Raw genomic sequence first — 19,188 nt, 5'->3', positions numbered from 1 at the left:
GTATCGGCTTCACTGTAGATCCCCAGTGATCCGGCGGTGATCTGTCTTGGCAGGTCAAGCCCCCAGCTGCAGTCCGTCGGCCGCCTCCTCGACCATGACGAGTCCGAGTCTGCTGACCCGCACGGAGAACGGGGCTCCCACCACGCGCAGTCCCGTGAAGCCGACCTCGCCCAGGGGTGCGCTGCGCACAGGGCGCAGGGTGACGGTCCCGGCAGGGGCGTCAGGGCGGATGCCGGCGAGCGTGGTGAGCAGCAGGATTCCGGCCGCCGCCGGGGTGGCTGCGGGGCGGCAGGCCGCCGGGTGCGGGAGGGGAGCGCTTCCCTCCGTACGCTGTTCTCCCGCGTACATCTCGGGCAGCCGATGGGCGAATGTCTCGGCGGCCTCGAGTACGCCGCGCAGCAGCGAGCTCGCCTCCTTCTCGTAGCCCGCGGCGGCCAGACCGGCGACGGCGAGTGCCGTCTCCTGGATCCGTACGGCGCCGGCACGGTGGCCGAACGGATTGAATCCCGGTTCCTTCGTGCCCAGTCCACGCAGGCCCCAGCCCGAGTCCATGGCCGGGCTGCCGAGCAACCGGGCGAGCTTCTCGGTCTGAACCTTGTCGAGCAGACCGGGTGCCACCGCGCCCCCTCCCAGCAGCCCGGTGTCGAGGAGGTGGACGGCGGCCGCGCCCAGATGAGGCACGGGCCTGCCGTCCGGGGCACGGGCCGCCGCGGGCCTGCCGCCCCCGCGGTCGTCGAGCCAGAAGTCCTCCCGGAACGCGGGCCGTAAGGCCTGCGCCCACTCCCGGAGTGCCGCTCCGCCGGCACGGCCGCAGGCGTCGAGCAGATCTGCACCGAGCAGTGCGGCACGGTGGGCGTGGGCCTGTGTCTCGCAGCGGATGGGGCCGCCCGGGTGCGGGTCGCGCAGGTAGGCGTCGTCGCCCACGGTGGTCCGCAGCCAGGTCAGGCAGCGCTCGGCGGCGGGCAGGAGTTCCTCCGTCTCCTGCTCGCCGAGCCCCCAGCGTCGGGCTTCGGCGAGCAGTACGGGGAAGAGCAGCGTCGCCTCCGTACCGGTGCACTGCGGCGGAAGGTACGGCCCGGCGTCCCGTCTCGGGCCGGGGATCATCCCGGACTGCGGTCCCGGGCCTGTGAGTTGGGTCCGGGCGAGGATCCGGAGCGTTCCCGCTGCCAGGCCGGTGCCGAGTGGCAGGGCCATCCGGGCGGCGACGAGTGCGTCAGCGGGTGCCAGACCGCAGCGCCAGGGTGCTCCGGCGGCGAGGTGGGTGTCGGTGGGGTTCGCGGAGTCGCGCAGCAGCAGGGCCTGGAGATCCTCGATGCTTGTCCGCAAGAAGGCGGCGACTCTGGGGTCGTCGCCTTCCGCGCATGCCGCTGCCAGAGGACTGGTCGCGGTGCGGCCCACGGTTCGGAGGGGACCCGCACCGTCCGGCCGCACCCGCAGTTCCACGCTTCTGCTTCCGCCCGGCGGCAGATCGAGCTCCCACCGCAGCAGCCCGGCCGAGGCCAGGGCGTCCGTGGGTGGCGGTTCGGCCGTCACGGACGCGTTGCCGGTGGGGCCGGACCAGCGCAGGCCGGAGCCGTGAACGCTGGCGGGCAGTTCGGGTCCCGCGGTGCCCGAGGCGATCGAGCCGAGGTCGGCCAGGTCCGTGCCCAGGACCACCTCGACCGGCAGGCGCATCGGGCGGGGAGACGCATTGTGCAGGGTGATCCGCTCCGTGCCGTCCGCGAAGCGGTTGCGTTCCACGACCACGTCCGGGTCCGGACCGGCCTGCGGGGACGTGCGGAGCGTGCCCACGAACCTGGCGCGGTCGGCCGAGGCCATGCGGGCCTGCACCGCGAGGGGTTCCCGTCCGCCCACGCGGATCTCACACCGGGAGAGCACGCGCCGGCCGCCGCGGTAGAAGCCCTCCAGCCCCTGGCCGGTCAGCTGCCCCTCCTCCGTCGAAATGGCCAGACCGGGAAGGGCGACACAGATCATCGCAGTGTGGGCGGGCGGCAGGTCCGCGGACCAGCGCAGTCCGGGGATCGTGGCGCCCCGGGGCGGGGGCGGGTGTCCGACGGGCGCTGCTGCTCTGCCGTGAGCCGAGGGCGGTGCGGCTGAGCCGTACCCCGACGTGGGTGGGGGACGGCGGCTCTGGCCCGCCCATCGGGGCGACGAACGGCCCGGGCCCTGCGGCGAGGGGGAGCGGGAGTCCGGGCCGTTGGGCGACGAGGCATGTGAGGCACCTCCAGGGAACCTGGGCCCGTAACCGTCGACCCGCGCAACTGGTCGCGGAGGGGCATCCTGGTCCCCCGACCCCGGAGCGCCGGCCCCGGACAGGCCGAAGCCCGGCACGAAGGGCGGAAGCGGCCCGTCTGCGGGACGGCGGTCGCCGGTGGCGGAGGAGGGCGGAGTCGGCTGATGCATAGGGAGGCTTCCTCTGCGCTCTGTGCGCCTCGATCGGGTTCGGCGCGGTTGCCGGAGGGCTCCGACGGGACAGGGGCAGTGCGGCGTCACACCCCGTTCGGGCGTTCCGCCACTCAGGTGAACGCCGCGGGCGTCCTCCGGGTCACGCCCGCGCCCCGGCCCTTGTGCGTCAAGGCCACCCGGCGACAGGGGGTGGCGGCGAGTCACTTTTCCTTCTCCGTTTCGTGGCCGGGCTGCACGCCTTCCTGCCCCGCGTCCCGGCAGGGCATGGCCGCCTTCCGTGAGGCATGCGCACGCGTGCTCCCCGTGCGCGCACTGCCGGACCGCGCGGGCCCCGTCGTCGCACGCTGGGGGCGTGTGCCGGCTTCCGCGGCACCCGCAGGGCGCCTGGCACCTGACTGCTTACGCCCGAGCGAGGTAGGCCCGCTCGCGTCGCGGTCGGCACGGGTACGGCCGGAGGCGGGGTCGGGAGCAAGGGCGGAACGGGAGCGTCGGCGACGGCGTGAAGGAGCCGCTGTGGACGTGGGTCCGGGGTCGGTCTGCGGCACCACTGTCTCTCGCCCGGCAGCCTCGGCAACGTGCGCACGAATCATGGCGTGGTCGACCACCGCTCGCCCACGGCCTTCGCGCTCCGCTCGCAGACAGGTGCGGATCGACTCCGGGTCGAGGCCTTCGTTGCAAGCCTGGTGCAGGAGATGGGCGAAGAGGTAGTCGGGATCCGCACCCAGGGCCATGGCGAGGGCTTCCCGGGCCTCGAGTTCGTCACCGGTCGACCATGCGGCCCAGCCCGCGAGAGTGAGCGGCGCGGCGGCATGTTCGCCGTAGGGGCCGACGCAGCGGCGGGCCAGCGTCCGCCAGAGACGAAGGGCACGCGCGGCCTCGTCGCCCTCCATCCACTCGGCCGCGCGGTCGCGGGTCGCGCGGTCCTGGATGCCGAGGATCAGCCGGGCGGCCTCGTCGTGCCCGAGAAGTTCGTCGTCGCGTAGGTCGGCCAGGAGCATGCCGGAGACGGGCCTCGCCTCGGCGAAGCGGTCCAGGATCCTCCCGGCCAGTTCCAGCGTCTCGTCGGCCACGCAGGCGCGGCCCACCTCGTCAAGGAGCCTCGGGACCAGCGTCATGCTGGCGGTGTCGAGGGCGGCCTCCTGTTCGAGGGCGGCGGCGTTCTCCCAGGGCAGCAGCCGCGCCCGTAGCTCCCGCAGCGTGCCGCGCACCTGGATCCCCGCGTAGGTGGCCGCGGCGGCCAGCACGGAGGTGCCGGGCAGGCCCATGGGAGCTCCCTCGGGTGAGCAGCATGCCGCGTTGTCACAGCAGTACGACCAGTAACGACCCTCCGAGATGCACAGAGCCTCGACCACCACCACGTCGCGGGAACCGCACTCGACGCGCAGCCTCTGGGCCAGTGGCCTCAGCCGCTCCATGACCTGCTGTCCGGACTCGCCCTTCCGCGGCTCCTGACAGAGGAAGGCGACCATCGACTGGGGCCTGGCCCCTCGGCGCTCGCTGCCCGTCACCAGGCCATGGGCGAGTTGTCCGGCCGCGGACGGCCAGTCGTCCGCGTTGGCGGGGATACCGAGCCTGGCCCGCCCTCCGAACCGTCCGCGGCCGTCCCTGTCGTGCAGGGCGACCAGGACGATGCTGTCCTCGGGGCGGTACCCGAGCAGATACGGCAGGGCGTCGGCCAGTTCGGCCGGGGTGCGCAGGGTGACCTGATGCTCGCCGCCGTGACTGTCGTGCGCGGGGCCGGGAACCTGCAGTCCGGGCGTGTCACCCGCGTTCGGCTCCCGCTTCTGCCGCCCACCGTCCTTGTGCCCACCCGGCGCATCGGGTCCGGTGATGTCGCCGTTCTCAGGGGATCCAGTCGCTTCGCTGTGGTTCGTCATGCGGAGACGATCTCGCGGAATCCGCAGCTCCGGTTTGCCCTGTGGATAACTTCAATCAGGGACATGTCACCAGAAATCTCCCGGCTCTCGCGTCTCCCCGGGCACCGCTCCCGTTGTCACCGCCGTCCTGTTTCATGGAACCCATGGAGCACACGAGCAACGCGGATCTCCGGGCGGCGCCGACACGGTCCTCGCCCGTCTCGTCGGGGACGTCCCAGGGGCGGCCCGGCTGCGCGAGGACCAGTGGCGGGCGATCGAGGCACTGGTCGCCGACAGACGACGGGCCCTGGTCGTCCAGCGCACGGGCTGGGGCAAGTCCGCGGTCTACTTCGCGGCGACCTCGCTCCTGCGGGCGCGGGGCAGCGGCCCGACGGTGATCGTCTCCCCGCTGCTCGCCCTCATGCGTAACCAGGTCGAGGCGGCGGCCCGGGCCGGCATCCACGCCCGGACCATCAACTCCTCGAACACCGAGGAGTGGGATGCCGTTCAGGACGAGATCGCCGCGGGAGAGGTGGACGTCCTGCTGGTCAGTCCGGAACCACTGACTTCTCCAAATGCAAACGGCAACGGCACATGCGACTCACTGCTCACGTCTATGGATGCCTGCCCGCGGACTTCCTGACCCGCGCGTCTGATGGGACCGACGGTCACAGTGAGCGGATGGGCCGAATGAGAGCCTGGTTGTCGTGGAGATTCGCGGCGGAGACACTGATCGACAGAGAGACTGCGGCGGTCGACGATGAGATGGCTGAACTGGACACCGCTGAACTGGACACCGCCCCTATCTGCTGCGCACGCAGGACGACACCTGCGCCCCACATGCTGGCCACCGATCTCAAGGGCACCGACATGACCACCCACATCTGGGCGCCCGAGGCCGTCTGGGACGCGGCCGGGGCCAGTACGCGGTCATCTACTCCTCGGCCAACAGCAGCAGCCATAACCTGATCATGGTGAACTCAACAACCGCCTTCGCTCCGCAGATGTTCTTCGACCCCGAGCTTCAGCGAGTTCGCACCGGTGTCGCGCACGGCGGCACCGAGGCCCCGACCCGGTCTTCTGCGCCTGGCAGACCGAGAACCTCGCCTCCGGCATCTGGAGCGCGCTCGACCAGAAGACCTACACCCAGCCGGTCAGCTCCAAGCTCAAGCCGTAGAAGGACTCCGTGCGTCCGGTGCATCGACCCGATCTCCACCAGCACCGACCGCCAGGACGCGGCCTTCCGCGTCGGCTGCTGACCGAGGAGAGGGGCACCCTCATCCAAAACCGGAGGAGCGGCTGACGGGCCGTCAAACTCGAGGCCGCTGAGGTCCGGAGCGTTGTCAGTGGTGGGTGGCAGCATCGGACGCATGACCAACACCACGGCATTCGACTGGCGGTCCTTCCTGCTCCGGTGGAGCGGGGAGTGGGCGGACTCCCCGCCGGACGACGAGACGCGGAACGAGGACGACGAGGCCGCGCGGCAGGCACGGTGGCTGGGGTTTCCGCCCGCGTCCGAGGAACGGATCGCCGCTCTGGAGCAGCGCCTCGGCCGGCGGATGCCCCCCTCGTACCGGGAGTTCCTCGGGGTCAGCAACGGATGGCGGCACGCGGGCGGGTTCGTGTGGCTGCTGGCGGGGACCGAGGACGCGCACTGGCACGACAACGAGTCAGGGCTCGCAGACACGTTCGAGGAGTACCTGGACGAGGACGCCGGCCTAGAGGAGCGGCAGGAGGTGGACGTCTGGCGGCGCGGACTGCGGCTCGACGTCGAGGCCGACGCCATCTACGTCCTGATGGATCCCGAGGAGGTGGACGAGGACGGCGAGTGGGCCGTGTACACGTGGGCGAGCTGGCGTGCCGCGCCTCCCGAGCGGAAGGCGAACTTCCTCGCGTTCATGCGGGACATGCACCGAGAGTTCCACAGCCTGCGGGCGCGCCCGAGCGACGGGGAGCCGATGTTCGTCAACGACACGACGCGCACCCTGGACGCGCGGTTGGAGGAGGCCCGGCTGGAGGCGCTGCGCGGCGGCTGGGAGCGAGCCGTGGAAGTACTGGACGAGGCCAAGGAGTACGGCAGACCGCGGGCGGCCGGGCTGGGGGACCAGATACGGCGCCTGCTTGGACAGACCTCCATGGTGTACTTCGACGACCTGGCGGCGGACCCGCGGTATGCGCGCGAGCTCCTGCCGCCGCTGGTCGCCGAGCACGCGGAGCACTCGTACCGGGGTGACTCCTCACTGAGGTTCCATCTGCGGGGCGCTGACGGCGACTTGGTGTCACTGGCGTACACGATGCTGGACCAGATGCGGAACGGCACCTACCGTTACACGGCGGCGGGCCCGTTCGGGCAATCGGTCGAGGGGGCACGGGAGCTTGCGCGGTGGGGAGACACCGACGGGGCGTGGCGGACACTGGTCGATGCGCTGCCCCTGTGGGAGGCGCTGGGGCCCGACCATCAGGCGTCGTTGGGCTGGGTGGCGGATCCCGTGCTCGGGCCGCTGCTGACCCCGGAGCGGGGCCGGGAGCTGCTCTCCACACCGAGGGGCGGGCAGTTCGGTGAGGTACCGGGTGCGACTGCCGGTCTCGACCCGGGTGGTCTGGCGTGGCTCGCGGAGCCGGACCCGGGCAACAACCGTACGTCCTACCGGTTCGTCCTGGTGGAGGGCGTGGAGCCGGAAGAACTGGCCGGACGCCTCGCGGAAGAGGAAGGCGACGGTGACGGGAACGCCACCGTGCTGAACGAACCCATGACCTTCTGGGAGGCGCGCCACGGAGCGCTGCGCGTCCGCGAGGAACTCTCGCCCTACGACGACAGGGCTCTCATGGCGGTCGGCCGGGCCGGCGCCGGCTGGAGCTTCGCCTTCGACGGCCGGCCGGCCCCGTTCGACCGGCGGCGGTTCGTCTCGCCCGCCGCGTCCGCCGCCGCGGGCACCCGCGCGGTGGTGGTGTGGAACGGCTTGAGGGCAGCGCACCGGGAACCGTTCTTCCACCTGTCGGTGGCGCGGGACGGTACCGAGGAGTACGCATTCACCTACGTGGACGGAGAGGTCCGGCAGAGCGGGGAGACACCACGGGCGCTGGACCCGAGCCTGTTCTTCGGCGCCGCGGGCCACGGCGTCGGGACGGAACGGTCACTGCTGGAAGCGGTGGCCGGGGAGTTCGGTGTCCGGCTGCCCCGTCATGCCCTGGTGAACGGACGGCTGCACACCTTCACCAGCCGTTCCTGGACGCGACCGCCCAGGGACGGCGAGATCTTCATGGTGATGAGGGTGAGCCGGCAGGACGAACCCCTGGCGGAGGGCTGAGAGTTCGCTTCAGAGCGTCGAGGGCAGCCAGCCGTACTGGACGGCGCGGACGCCGGCTTCGAAGCGGCTGCGGGCGCTGAGGCGCTCCATGAGCTCGCCGGCGATACGGCGGGCCGTGCGCGGTGAGACGCCCAAGCGCTTGGCGATGCTCTCGTCGGTGTGGCCGTTGGAGAGCAGCTGGATGACGCTGGCCTCCTGCGGGGTGAGGCCCTGACTGTCGCGGCGATGGGTCTCGCCGAGCGGGGCGGCGGTCTGCCAGATGCTCTCGAACAGCGCACACAGGGCGGCGAGTGTGCCGTTGCCGGTGAGGACGACGGCGCCCGCCGAGGTGTCGTCGCTGCTGACCGGGAGGACCGCCCGGGACCGGTCCATGATGATCATGCGAGTGGGCAGTGACGGCGCGGTACGGACCTCGCCGCCGTGTTCGGCCAGCCAGGTGGCGTGCTGCACGGTGGCGGTGCTGTTGCGCGCACTGTCGAGATAGACGGTGCGCATCCGGACCCCGCGTCCGAGCAGCGCCTCGTTCAGGGGGCGGGAGGCGCGCATGTTGTCGTCGGTCTGCGCACCGTCGGGTGCCAGGGTGAGGACCTCGGTGCGCACCTCGGCGGTGAGGGTGGCGAGCCGGTCGCGGACCCGGTCGAGGCCGACGAGCTGCTCGACCTCGGGATGGGCGGCGTCAGGACGCAGATCGGCGTACTGGGCGATGAGTTGGGCGGCCGCGGCGCGGGACGCCTCCACGCGTTGCTGCTGGGCGGCAAGTTCGGCCTGCTGACGGGCGAGCAGGATCTCCATGCCGATGTCCGGCGAGACCGCCCGCAGTTCGCCCCGCCGGTCGTAGGAGGGGCGGACCAGGGCGAGTTCACTGAGCGCGTCCAGCGCCGAACGGACCGCCTCCTCGGTCAGGCCCAGCCGCTCCACCAGTCCGGCCACTCCGGCCTGCGGCCCCGACAACATGGCCCGGTAGACCTGTTCCGTCTTGTCGTCGAATCCCAGCAGCTCGAGCACGTCGCCCCCTGTTCGTGAAGCGTACGAACCCGACACGTACGCCACTCAACGTGCGCCGCATTATTCCGGACAGGGCCGGAGACGGCTGTGACTGGATTCACGGGAGGAAGGGGGAGAGATGCCGGTCAGGACGGATGTGTCCATGGCCGGAACCGTCCTAGTGGATCAGTGGTGCGGGTCGTGGCGGATTGCCAGAGTCGGCGCGTGTATCTCATCCACGTCCATTTCAAGGGCCCGCCGAGTGCCACGCTGCCCGAAGGTGTCGAGTGCCTGGTCCGGTCGTCCGCCCGGGTGGCGGACCGGCTCGAGCACGTGGTGGCGCACGGGCGGGCCCGGCCGTATCCGGTTCTAGGGCTGTACCTGGTCGCGGAGCGGGCGGAGGACGCCCGGTCCAGGGCCCACGACATGTGCATCCGGATGCTGAGGGGGTCCCCGTCGCTGCATCCGGACTGGGAGGTGGTCGGCGCGGAGTTGCCGGCCGCCCCGCCGCCGGGCCGGTGGCATGGACGGGGACCGCTCCCACCTGGCTGACCCGGTCCGCGTGGACGGAACGGGCCACTGCATTTTCCGTCCAGCGAGGGTGCCTTCCGCCCTTCCGGCGGCGGGGCCAAAGTGCTGATCACGAACCGAGCGCGTCCGTGTCAGGACGCTTCGTTCCGTGACTCCCGTGAGGGATTTCCTGAGAGGGGCTACCACCATGAACCTGATCCGCGACCACATCACCCGGGCGGTGGCCGTCACCGCCCTCGTCCTGGGCACGGTGCTCGCCGGCCTGTCCGTCCCGACCGCGGCCGACTCCCCCCGGAACACCACAGGCACCACCGTCACGGCGAGTGCCGAAGCCGGCGCCTCCGACGTGGGCTGGCAGTGAGCCCGTGTATCAGATCGGCTTGCTGTACGACCGTCAGTTCACCGCCTGGGCGGTGCGCACGGCCTTGAAGGCGGTGCCCGAGCTCCAGGTGCACAGTGTCCCCGAGGACGGCGGCGAGAGCGCGCCCCGCCACCTGGACGTCCTGGTCACCGACCACCCGCCGCGCGACCCGGCGATCGGCGCGCGGGCCACCCGGATCCTGCTGATGTCACCGAACGACCCGCCGCCGGACCTGGACATGGCCGCGTCCGGTTTCGCGGGTCACCTCTCCGAGCGGTGCACCGCCGCCGAACTGGCCGCCGCGATCCGGGACGCGGCGGCACGGGACACTCCCGGGACGCCGGACGGCGGCGGCTTCGCCCTGTCCGCGCGGGAGCGTCAGGTGCTGCGGCTGATCGCGGACGGCTACACCCACGACCAGACCGCCCGCCGGCTGGGCCTGAGTCCGCACACCGTCCACACGTACGTCAAACGCGCCAAGGGCAAGCTCGGCCTCGGCAACAAGGCCGAACTCACCCGGGCCGTCCTGACGGACGCCTGGTGAGCGTGTCAGTCGTCGCTCCGCGTCGCCACGACGGCCCAGGTGCGGTGAGGGACAGGGATCACCTCGCCGGGGAACCGGTCGCGCAGCACCTGCCCGAGGGCGTCGTCGAATCGTTCCACCTCGTCCGGCGGCAGGCTGGCGCCGACCCCGGCGCTGGCCCGGATCCGGCCCCGCCACGCCTCGGGCGGGTAGGGCACGGCCAGGTCGAAGGAGAAAGTCTCGATGCCGGTGAAACCCGCGGTGGCCAGGTCGGTCAGCCAGCGCGGGTACAGACCGGTGCCGCCGCCCATCGTCCAGGCCGGGTTGAAGGAGAGGATCAGTTCCTCGGTCGCCTCGACCACGTTGCCCGGCAGGGGCAGCCAGTCGAAGTGGGCGATGACCGCGCGGCCACCGGGCCGCAACAGCCGCCGCACCTCGGCCGCGGCCTTGGGCGCGTCGAACCAGTGCCAGCACTGGCCGGCCGCCACCACGTCGTACGACCCGTCCGGCAGTCCCGTCGATTCCGCCGTACCCACCCGGTAGTCGGTCTCCACGCCGGCTTCCCTGTCGAGCTCCCGGGCCTGCTCGAGCAGCGGCGCCGCCGGGTCCAAGCCGGTCACCCGCGCCCCTGCCTGCGCGAACAGCCGGGCCAGGGTGCCGGTGCCGGTCCCGACGTCGAGCACGTCCTTGCCGGGGAAGGCGATGCCGTGCCGGTACAGGTGCGTGACGATCTGCGGGGGGAAACCGGCCCGGTGGCGGCCGTAGTCCTGCGCGGTGAGCCCGAAGTCGGGGCGGAACGTGCTGCTCATGGCGGTTCTCCTGGAAGTGGGACAAGAAAAGGGACGCAAGGGTGGCTACGCGTCGGCCGGCAGCGGCGTCGCCGGGTGGGGACGGGTCCGTTCCGCCCACCGGGCCAAGGCCGGAGCGGCCAGCCCCGCGGCGGCCAGCAGGGCGGCCAGCACGGCCCACCCTGCCATACCGTGACCGATGATCAACAAGGTTGTGACGGCGGGGGTGACCGCCGTGCCCAGCTGCGTGGTCAGCCCGAACAGCCCCTGGTACTGCCCATGGGCGTGCTCCGGCGCCAGCTCGTACGACAGGGCCCACGAACCCGCGCTGTACAGCAACTCCCCCATGGTGTGGACGACGACGCCCGCGGCGAGCACACCCACGGCGAACCACGACGGGCGCCCGGCGGCGAACGCGAAGAGCACACAGCACCCGGCGAGCCACAGCCCCGACCGGCGCATCGCCCTGGCTCCGCCCCTGACGTCCTCGGCGCCCCGGCTCACCGGAACCTGCCCGAACACGACCAGCACGGTGTTGATCAGCAGCAGGCCCGCGAAGACGGACGTCGGGGCCTCGGTGCGCTCGGCGATCCACAGGGGAAGGGCCACGTTGAGGATGCCGGAGTTTGTGATCAGCACCGCGTTGAGCAGCCCCACCGCTACGTACGGCCGGTCGCGCAGCACCGCCCACCGGGGTTCGCCCCGGTCCACGGCCACCGGCGGCAACTCGGGAATGGCGAGCAGGGTCACCCCGGCTACTGCGAACACCGCCCCGCCTGCCAGGAGTTCGGCGATGTACACGGTCCGGGACCCCGCGTCGAGGGCGAGACCACCGGCCACCGTGCCGACGGAGAAGCCCACGTTGGTCACGGAGCGCAGATAGGCCCGGGTGCGCAGCCGGTCCGTCCCCGGCACCGCCCTGGCGACCAACGCGCCCCGGGCCGCGGTGGATCCGGACTCCGCGACCGCGACCACGCTCGCCGCCAGCAGGAAGCCTCCGAAGCCGCCGACGAGGGCGTAGCCCCACAGCGCAACCGCCTGCAGGAGCACATAACCGACCGAGGCGCCCCGGGCGCCGACGACGTCCGCGAGGCGGCCCGCCGGGATGCTCGCCAGCATGCCCGCGATCGCCGCGAGCGTCAGGCCGAGACCGACCTGGCCCGCCTCGATGCCCACGGAACGGGTGAAGTACAGCACGGAGATGGTCACCACGATGCCGTGGCCGACGCTGCGCGCGAGGGTGCTGAGGCTGAGCACCCACACCGTCCGGGACCACGGCAATACCTTCCGGATCATCCTTCTTCTTCCTGATTCTTTTCTTTTGGGATCCTTCTCGTCCTTCTCGGAGAGCTGATATGCAGCAAGCGCCCACCGTCCTCCACGTCGGCTGGATGTCTCGTGCCGTCGACGCACTGGTCCGTTCCGGTGCGGAGGTGACCTGCGCCGTGAAACCCGCCGACGCCCCGGCCGCCCGCACCGTCTGCGCGCGCACGATCGTGGTGCCCGACCCGACCCGTAGCACCGACGTGCTGGCCGGACTGGCACGGGCGGGGCTGGCCGCTGACGCCTTCGACGCCGTGTGCAGCGGGCTGGAGTTCTGCCTCCTGGACGCGGCAGCGATCGCGGGCGACCAGGCGGGGGTCAGCCGGGCTCTGGCGATGCGGGACAAGTTCGTGCAGAAGCGTGGCGTCCGGGACGCCGGGGTGCGGACCGCCGACTGCGCCGTGCTGGACGAGACCGGCGCCGCCGCGACCGCGCTGCCGTCGTTCCCGCAGGTGCTCAAGCCGCTGGACGGCGGCGGGGCCCGGAACACGTTCCTGGTCGCCGACGAACGGGAGCTGACCGCCGCCCTCGGACAGCCGGAGTTCACCGCGGGGGGCGGGCCCTGGCTTCTGGAGGAGTACATACCCGGTGTCGAGTTCCAGGTAGACGGGTTCGTCGAGGGCGGGGAGCTGCGGCTGATGTCGATCTCCCGGTATGTGCAGAACCTGATCGAGGTGCACAGCGGCGGGCTGGTGGCGCACATCGTGCTGCCGCCCCGCACCCACCCAGAGCTGTACGCGAAGGTGCGGGCGCTGGCCGAGACGGCCTTCAAGGCGCTCGGGCACCACGACGGCGTCTTCCACTTGGAGGTGTTCCAGCACGCCGAGGACGGGGAGATCGTGTTCGGGGAATGCGGGGCACGGGTGGGCGGAGGCCGGACCGACGAGGTCGTCGAGCGCGCCTTCGGCGTCCGGCTGCACGACGTGTGGGCCCGGCTGGCGACCGGCCGCCCCTCCGGTGTCACCAGTTCCCCCGGCCACGCGGACGACAAGGTCTTCGGCGGCATGAACCTGTCCGCACGGCCGGGCCCGGTACGCGCCGTTCCCTCGGCCGGCGAGGTCCTGGACCGGCCCGGGGTGGTGTACGCCGAAGTCAGCGCGGGTCCCGGCACGGTCCTGCCCGACACCACCGAGGCCACGAACCTGCGGGCCGGCCTCGCGGTCGTCTCCGGGGCGGACGAGCGGGAGGTCGAGGACCGCATGCGGCGGCTCGCCGACTGGTTCGCCGCACAGGTCGCCCAAGAGACGTCCGACACGGCGGGCTGAGCGGGCGGTGCCCGTCACCGTGCTGTCTCCGCGGCGAACCGGGACGTCACGTACGGGAGGATCCCGCCCAGGCGCAGGTAATCGGCTTCGCGGGCGGTCTCCACGGCGGCGGTGGCCTCGAACTCCGTGACGGAGCCGTCGGCTCGGCACACCCGGACGCGGACCGGGCCGTGGGGGCGGAGGACCGCCAGTCCCACGAGGTCGATGCGTTCGGAGCCGTCCAGCCGGTACGTGCCGCTGCCCTCCCCCGCCGGGAAGCACAGCGGCAGCACGCCCATGCCGACCAGGTTGCCCCGGTGGATCCGCTCGAAGCTCTCCGCCAGCACCGCGCGGACCCCCAGCAGCGCGGTGCCCTTGGCCGCCCAGTCGCGGGCACTTCCGGCGCCGTACTCGCGCCCGGCGACGACGATGACGGGCACGTCTTCGGACCGGTAACGCTCGGCCGCCGCGTAAATCGTGGCGGGTTCGCCGGAGGGCTGGTGCCGGGTCCAGGGGCCTTGTCGGCCGTCTGCGGCCAGGGCGTTGCGCAGCCTGGGGTTGGCGAAGGCGCCGCGGACCATGACGTGGTGATTGCCCCGGCGGGTGCCGAAGCTGCCCAGCCGGTCCGGCGGCACCCCGGCACCAGTCAGGTACGCGCCGGCCTCGCTGTCCGGCGCGATCGGGCCGACCGGCGAGATGTGGTCGGTGGTGACGCGGTCGCCGAGCAGTACGAGGATCCGCGTCCCGCTCAGTTCGTCCGGGACGGGCCCGTGGCTCCCGTGGGTCTCGAGGTACGGCGGCCGGAGGATGTACTGAGAGTCGGGTGGCCAGGCGTACAGCTCGTCGCCCTGCACCTCGATCGATCGCCAGCGCTCGTCGCCCTCGAACAGGTCGTCGTAGACGTCCGTGAAGAGACCGGGACCGGTGGCTGCCCGTACCGCCTCGGCGACTTCGGCCGGGTCGGGCCACAGATCACGCAGGTGGACGGGCCGTCCGTCCGGGTCGACGGTGACGGGCTCGCGGGTGAGGTCGCGGTCGACGGTGCCGGCCAGGGCGTACGCGACCACGAGCCCGGGGGAGGCCAGGTAGGCGGCGCGGATCTGCGGGTGGATCCGGCCCTCGAAGTTCCGGTTGCCACTGAGGACGGCGGCGCCGAGGACGCCGTCCTCCGTCACCGCCCGGGCTCCTTCCTCGGTGAGCGGGCCGCTGTTGCCGTGGCAGGTGGTGCAGCCGAAGGCCACCACTGAGAAGCCCAGCTTCTCCAGTGGGGCCAGCAGCCCGGCCTCGTCCAGGTAGGCCGGGACGGTACGGCTGCCCGGGGCCAGGCTGGTCTTGGTCCACGGCGGGACGGTGAGGCCCAGTTCGACCGCGCGCCGCGCCACCAGACCGGCCGTGATCATCGAGGCGGGGTGGGAGGTGTTGGTGCAGCTCGTCAGGGCGGCGATGAGCACGGCGCCGTCCCGGGGCGTGCCCTCGTCGTCCGAGCGGGGCGCTTTCCCGCCGGCGGCCTCGGCCAGACTGCGGGGGACGGCGGAGAGCGGGAGCCGTTGGTCAGGGCGGTGCGGGCCGGCCACGCAGGGCTCCACTCCGCCGAGATCGACCGTCAGTTCCTCGGTGTAGCGCACCGTGGACCGGGTGCCCGCCTCGTGGAACAGCCCTTGGGCCCGGCAGTAGGACTCGACGAGCGCCACGTGTTCCGGGTCTCGACCGGTCGCCCGCAGGAAGCGGAGCGTCTCGTCGTCCACCGGGAAGAAGGACGTGGTGGCGCCGTGGTCCGGCGCCATGTTGGCGATGGTGGCGCGGTCCGGGACGGTGAGCTGCCGGGTGCCCTCGCCGTGGAACTCCAGGATCGCGCCGACCACGCCGTGTCGGCGCAGGAGTTGATTGAGCGTCAGCACGAGGTCGGTGGCGGTGGTGCCCGGGCGAGGGCGGCCGGTCAGCCGGACCCCGACCACCCGGGGCGGGGCGATCAGCACCGGCTCGCCGAGCAGCGCCGAGGTGGCCTCGATGCCGCCCACGCCCCAGCCGAGTACACCGAGGGCGCCCACCATGGAGGTGTGGGAGTCGGTGCCCAGGACCGTGTCGGGCCTGGCCAGGGGCCGTCCGTCGGGGCCGGGGCCGACGGCGACGACCTGGGCGAGCCGTTCGAGGTTGATCTGGTGGACGATCCCCTTGCCGGGCGGTACCACCCGCAGCCCCGGGAACGCCTGTTCCGCCCAGCGCAGCAGGGCGTAGCGCTCCTCGTTGCGGGCGAACTCCAGGTCGGTGTTGATCCGCAGCGCGTCCTGACGGCCCGTGACATCCGCGCGGACCGTGTGGTCGACGACCAGATGGGCCGGGATCACCGGGCTGACCCGCCCGGCGGGCAGGCCCTGGCGCACGGCCGCCGCGCGCAGTGCGGCGAGGTCCAGGATCACGGGGATGCCCGAGTAGTCCTGGAGGATCACCCGGGACGGCTGGAACGACAACTCGCCCGGCGTACCGTCACCGGCACTCCAACGCGCCACGGCCCGCACGAAGGCGGCCTCCGCCCGGCCGGTGGCGGCGAGATGCGCGGCGTTCTCCAGCAGGACCCGCGCCGTGTACGGCATCACCGTGAGGTCGGCACCTGCCGACTCGGCGATCAGATGCAGGTCGTGGTGAGTGGGCAGCGCGGTCACGGGGTGCCTCCGTGGGGTTCCTCGAGTGAGGCCGTCAGAGCGGCCTGGTCGAGCTTGCCGTGGGCGGTGCGCGGGAACGCCTCAGCGCGGTGGTGCACCCAGGCCGGTGTCAGGTAGTGCGGGAGCCGGTCGGCCAGAATGCGCTGGAGGGCATCCGGGGTCGGGTGGCCGGTGTCGCTCCGGTAGAACAGGGCGAGTCCCTCCCACGTGCCGTCGCCGCCGGGCACGGGGACCACCGAGCACTCCCTGACGCCCGGCACACCGAGTGCGGCGCGCTCCGTCTCGGCGGGTTCGACACGGTAGCCGGAGATCTTGATCTGGCGGTCGGCGCGGCCGAGGAAGTGCAGGACGCCGTCGGGGTCCCGGCGGCCGAGATCGCCGGTGCGGTACAGCCGGGTGGGGACGCCGTCGACGTCCAGGACGACGAACTTCTCGGCGGTCGCCTCCGGTCGGCCCAGGTAGCCGAGGGCGAGTCCGTCGCCCGCGACGCAGATCTCGCCCGGCCTGCCGTCGTCCAGCACCGTGTCGCCGTCGAGGAGGTGCACTGCGGTGCCGGGGACGGGGCGGCCGACAGGAATGCCGTCGGGCTGTTCGCAGTCGGCCGGACGGACCGCCCGGGTGGTGGCGAACACGCAGCTCTCCACCGGGCCGTAGCCGTTGAGGAGGGCGATGTGCGGATGGCGGGCGAGGAAGGCGCGCACATGCGGCACCGAAAGGCGTTCCCCGCCCGTCATCACCTGCCGGATCCCGGCGAAGGAGTCGACGTCCTCGTCGACGAACAGGTTGAACAGCGAGGCGGTGAGCCACAGCGAGTCCACGCCCGCCGACTTGACCAGGTCCCGCAGGTCGCCGGGGAAGAGGTACTCCCCCTCGGCGAGCACGGCGGTGCCGCCGGTCGTGAGCATGCCCCACAGCTCCAGGTGGAAGGCATCCCAGGACACCGGCGCCGCCTGGACCATCGCCCGGCCCCGGCCGAAGTCCGCGAAGGTCCGGCCGCTGAACAGGCGTGTGGTGGCCCGGTGCGGCGAGAGCACCCCCTTGGGCGTGCCGGTGGTGCCCGAGGTGAAGAACACCGCGGCCGGGGCGGCGGCGTCCACCTCGGCCGGTTCCGCCGCCCCGGCCGGATCGCCGTAGGGCAGCGGCCGCGCCGGAACGCCGAAGCCCTGCGAGGTCCTGTCCGTGAGGACGAACGGCGCTCCCAGCGCCTCCACCACGGCGGCGATGCGCGTGGCCGGCCACCGGTGGTCGAGCGCGGAGTACCCGGCCCCGCATTTGAGTACCGCCAGCAGTGCCACGACCAGTCCCGGTGAACGGGGAAGCAGCACCGGCACCAGGCTGCCCGGGCCGACACCGAGGGCGCGCAGCCCGGCCGCGACGGCGTCCGCGGCGATGTTCAGCTCCGCATAGCTGGTCCGGGTCCCCTTGTGCGCGAGGGCCGTGACGTCCGGTCGCATCAGTGCCTGGCGTGCGACCGCCGCATGCAGGGTGGGGAGTTCTCGATCTGACATGGGTCAATTCCTCGGGGATGCGCTCTGGTCGGCCCGCAGTTCCAGCCAGGCCCCCAACGTCAGTAGCGGGAAGGCGAGTTCGGCAGCAGTGGGGTCGCCCGCGCGTAGCCCGGCCACCAGGTGGTCGACGCCTTCCGGCCGGAGGCCGGGGCCGGTCAGGCGGTCCCGGTGGCCCTGGAGTCCGGCGACGGCCCGCTCGGCTGCCGGGCCGGTCAGCCAGTCGGCGACCGGCGCCCGGAAAGGCTTCTTGATCTCGTCGCGGTAGGCGGGCAGGTCCGCGGCGTACGCCTGCCGCAGGGGCAGTTTGGTCTGCCCGCCACCGACCAGACCGGCGAACGGCAGAGCCGCCGCGAGGGCGGGAAGACCACCGTGCAGGAACGGTGTGCGTCCTTCCACTCCCCGCGCCATCAGCAGATGGTCGGCCCGGCGCAGCAGCGGTTCAAGACTGTGCGTGTACTCGAACTCCCGCACTATCTCGGTGACTTGGCGATCCCCGGAGGTGGGAAGGGCGTCGTGGAGCGCGCCGTGTGCCGCCTCGTGGGCGTCCGGGTCCAGCAGCGAGCGCAGCAGGTCCGCGCGGGCGGTGGGGAGGTAGAAGGAGGCCGGGTCCGTGGTGTCCGGCAGACGGAGGTAGCTGCGGTAGCCGCCGAAGAGTTCGTCGGCTCCCTCACCGGCCAGCAAGACTACGATGCCGCTTTCCTGGGCCAGCCGGGCCAGCTCCGCGTACATGGGCACGCTCGTCATGGCGGTCGGTTCGCCCAGCGCGCGCACCGCGTCCGGGATGCCGTCCAGCAGGTCGTCGGGGCCGAACCGGGCCCAGCGGTGCCGCCAGCCGTGCCAGACGGTGCCCGGAAGGCCGAGGGCGGAGAGGTCGGTGACCCCGTCGCCGTTGCCGTCGGGCACGACGCTGACCGTCGACAGGTCGCGGACGCCGAGGCGGGCGAGCTCCAGCGCCAGCACCGTGGAGTCGAGGCCACCGCTGAGCGCCAGGCCGAGCGGCCGGTCGGACACCAGCAGCCGCCGCACCGACTCGGCGACGGCCGCCCGCAGCTCGCCGGGCCCGGCCGGCTGTGGTGCGGGGGCGACCGTGTCCGTGCCGAGGTGCTGTACGTGACCTTCCTTGATCAGCAGTCGGGCGCCCGGCGGCACCGGCGTGATGTCCTCGTAGAAGGTGCCGCCGTCGACCACGCGGCCGTACAGCAGGAACTGGGCGACGGCCGCCCGGCGCACCTCGGCGGGCCCGAACAAGTCCAGCAGCGCCGGGATCTCCGAGGCCACGGCGACGCCTGCCGGGTGGCGGCGCAGATACAGCGGTTTGATGCCGAGGAGGTCCCGGCCCACCGTGAGCGAGCCGTCGGGCGCCCGGCGGACCAGGGCGTACATCCCGTCGAGTGCCGTGCCGGACGGATCCCCGGCAGCGTGCACCGCCTCGGCCTCGTCGAGGCCGCCCGCCGGCACGGTCCCGCCGGCCACGTACACCTCACCGTTGAAGGCGTACGCGGCCGACGGGCCGGCGAAGGGCACGGCGTCGCCCGGCCGGCTGCGGACCCGCAGCCGGCACATGGCCACCGCGGACCCGTCGTCACCGACCACCCCATGGCCGTCCGGGCCCCGGTGCGGCAGCTTGCCGATGGCCTGCCGGGCCAGCCGGTCGGCCCGCCACCGCCGGGACGGGGCGGGGGCCAGGCTCACGCCC

The 19,188-nt window shown here is 72.6% G+C and carries 13 protein-coding genes and 2 pseudogenes; 7 read left to right on the top strand and 8 right to left on the bottom strand.

The window, feature by feature from the left end:
• Positions 1-54: 54 nt before the first annotated feature.
• Entirely contained in the window at positions 55-1,974 is a 1,920-nt protein-coding gene (locus ACQEV8_RS32720) for a glycogen debranching N-terminal domain-containing protein (RefSeq protein ID WP_432967349.1), read from the bottom strand.
• A 632-nt stretch (positions 1,975-2,606) separates the two neighbouring features.
• Positions 2,607-4,283 carry a DUF4192 domain-containing protein gene (locus ACQEV8_RS32715; protein ID WP_432967346.1) on the bottom strand — a complete coding sequence of 559 codons (1,677 nt, stop codon included), beginning with the start codon at positions 4,281-4,283 and terminating at the stop codon, positions 2,607-2,609.
• Positions 4,284-4,426: 143 nt separating this feature from the next.
• Here ACQEV8_RS32715 and ACQEV8_RS32710 point away from each other — a divergent pair.
• From ACQEV8_RS32710 to ACQEV8_RS32700, 3 genes and pseudogenes are all read left to right on the top strand, one after another.
• Positions 4,427-4,839 (top strand): annotated as a pseudogene (locus ACQEV8_RS32710) (DEAD/DEAH box helicase); the annotation flags it as partial.
• A gap of 278 nt (positions 4,840-5,117) precedes the next feature.
• Positions 5,118-5,427: pseudogene (locus tag ACQEV8_RS32705) on the top strand (alpha-L-arabinofuranosidase); the annotation flags it as partial.
• A 205-nt stretch (positions 5,428-5,632) separates the two neighbouring features.
• Positions 5,633-7,570 (top strand): SMI1/KNR4 family protein, encoded by a 1,938-nt coding sequence (locus ACQEV8_RS32700; protein ID WP_432967343.1) that lies wholly within the window; start codon positions 5,633-5,635, stop codon positions 7,568-7,570.
• A gap of 9 nt (positions 7,571-7,579) precedes the next feature.
• On the opposite strand, the gene ACQEV8_RS32695 is transcribed toward ACQEV8_RS32700, so the two are convergent.
• The gene (locus tag ACQEV8_RS32695; RefSeq protein WP_432967340.1) at positions 7,580-8,575 is read right to left on the bottom strand and encodes a LuxR C-terminal-related transcriptional regulator; all 996 of its coding nucleotides are present in this window, start codon (positions 8,573-8,575) and stop codon (positions 7,580-7,582) included.
• 204 nt (positions 8,576-8,779) lie between these two features.
• On the opposite strand from ACQEV8_RS32695, the gene ACQEV8_RS32690 reads away from it, so the two are divergent.
• From ACQEV8_RS32690 to ACQEV8_RS32680, 3 genes are all read left to right on the top strand, one after another.
• Complete coding sequence (locus tag ACQEV8_RS32690) at positions 8,780-9,106, top strand: hypothetical protein (RefSeq protein WP_432967337.1); 327 nt, start codon at positions 8,780-8,782, stop codon at positions 9,104-9,106.
• A 166-nt stretch (positions 9,107-9,272) separates the two neighbouring features.
• Positions 9,273-9,446, top strand: coding sequence for a hypothetical protein (locus ACQEV8_RS32685; RefSeq protein ID WP_432967334.1), 174 nt, complete (start codon positions 9,273-9,275; stop codon positions 9,444-9,446).
• A 4-nt stretch (positions 9,447-9,450) separates the two neighbouring features.
• Complete coding sequence (locus ACQEV8_RS32680) at positions 9,451-9,990, top strand: response regulator transcription factor (RefSeq protein WP_432967331.1); 540 nt, start codon at positions 9,451-9,453, stop codon at positions 9,988-9,990.
• A gap of 5 nt (positions 9,991-9,995) precedes the next feature.
• Here the strand turns inward: ACQEV8_RS32680 and ACQEV8_RS32675 are convergent, their stop codons facing one another.
• Positions 9,996-10,778, bottom strand: a complete 783-nt coding sequence (locus ACQEV8_RS32675) for a class I SAM-dependent methyltransferase (RefSeq protein ID WP_432967328.1) — start codon at positions 10,776-10,778, stop codon at positions 9,996-9,998.
• A gap of 45 nt (positions 10,779-10,823) precedes the next feature.
• Positions 10,824-12,053 (bottom strand): MFS transporter, encoded by a 1,230-nt coding sequence (locus ACQEV8_RS32670; protein ID WP_432967325.1) that lies wholly within the window; start codon positions 12,051-12,053, stop codon positions 10,824-10,826.
• 59 nt (positions 12,054-12,112) lie between these two features.
• On the opposite strand from ACQEV8_RS32670, the gene ACQEV8_RS32665 reads away from it, so the two are divergent.
• Positions 12,113-13,345, top strand: a complete 1,233-nt coding sequence (locus ACQEV8_RS32665) for an ATP-grasp domain-containing protein (protein WP_432967322.1) — start codon at positions 12,113-12,115, stop codon at positions 13,343-13,345.
• A gap of 14 nt (positions 13,346-13,359) precedes the next feature.
• Here the strand turns inward: ACQEV8_RS32665 and acnA are convergent, their stop codons facing one another.
• The 3 genes from acnA to ACQEV8_RS32650 are packed head-to-tail and all read right to left on the bottom strand — an operon-like array spanning position 13,360 to position 19,184.
• Entirely contained in the window at positions 13,360-15,984 is a 2,625-nt protein-coding gene (gene acnA, locus ACQEV8_RS32660; RefSeq protein WP_432967319.1) for an aconitate hydratase AcnA, read from the bottom strand.
• Complete coding sequence (locus ACQEV8_RS32655; protein WP_432967316.1) at positions 15,981-17,492, bottom strand: amino acid adenylation domain-containing protein; 1,512 nt, start codon at positions 17,490-17,492, stop codon at positions 15,981-15,983. The genes acnA and ACQEV8_RS32655 overlap by 4 nt, the downstream gene beginning before the upstream one ends.
• A 3-nt stretch (positions 17,493-17,495) precedes the next feature.
• Complete coding sequence (locus ACQEV8_RS32650; RefSeq protein ID WP_432967314.1) at positions 17,496-19,184, bottom strand: asparagine synthetase B family protein; 1,689 nt, start codon at positions 19,182-19,184, stop codon at positions 17,496-17,498.
• Between the last annotated feature and the right edge of the window lie 4 nt (positions 19,185-19,188).

This window comes from Streptomyces sp. CA-179760, from assembly GCF_050937045.1.
Classification (GTDB): Bacteria; Actinomycetota; Actinomycetes; order Streptomycetales; family Streptomycetaceae; genus Streptomyces.
Note: the sequence above shows the minus strand (reverse complement) of the source record. Positions and strands in the feature narration are given on the sequence as shown.

Excerpts from the sequence above, each read along its gene's own strand:
- ACQEV8_RS32720 (WP_432967349.1), bottom strand. The coding sequence starts at position 1,974 with ATGATCTGTGTCGCCCTTCCCGGTCTGGCCATTTCGACGGAGGAGGGG.
- ACQEV8_RS32715 (WP_432967346.1), bottom strand. The coding sequence starts at position 4,283 with ATGACGAACCACAGCGAAGCGACTGGATCCCCTGAGAACGGCGACATC.
- ACQEV8_RS32700 (WP_432967343.1), top strand. The coding sequence starts at position 5,633 with ATGACCAACACCACGGCATTCGACTGGCGGTCCTTCCTGCTCCGGTGG.
- ACQEV8_RS32685 (WP_432967334.1), top strand. The coding sequence starts at position 9,273 with ATGAACCTGATCCGCGACCACATCACCCGGGCGGTGGCCGTCACCGCC.
- ACQEV8_RS32675 (WP_432967328.1), bottom strand. The coding sequence starts at position 10,778 with ATGAGCAGCACGTTCCGCCCCGACTTCGGGCTCACCGCGCAGGACTAC.
- ACQEV8_RS32670 (WP_432967325.1), bottom strand. The coding sequence starts at position 12,053 with ATGATCCGGAAGGTATTGCCGTGGTCCCGGACGGTGTGGGTGCTCAGC.
- ACQEV8_RS32665 (WP_432967322.1), top strand. The coding sequence starts at position 12,113 with ATGCAGCAAGCGCCCACCGTCCTCCACGTCGGCTGGATGTCTCGTGCC.
- ACQEV8_RS32655 (WP_432967316.1), bottom strand. The coding sequence starts at position 17,492 with ATGTCAGATCGAGAACTCCCCACCCTGCATGCGGCGGTCGCACGCCAG.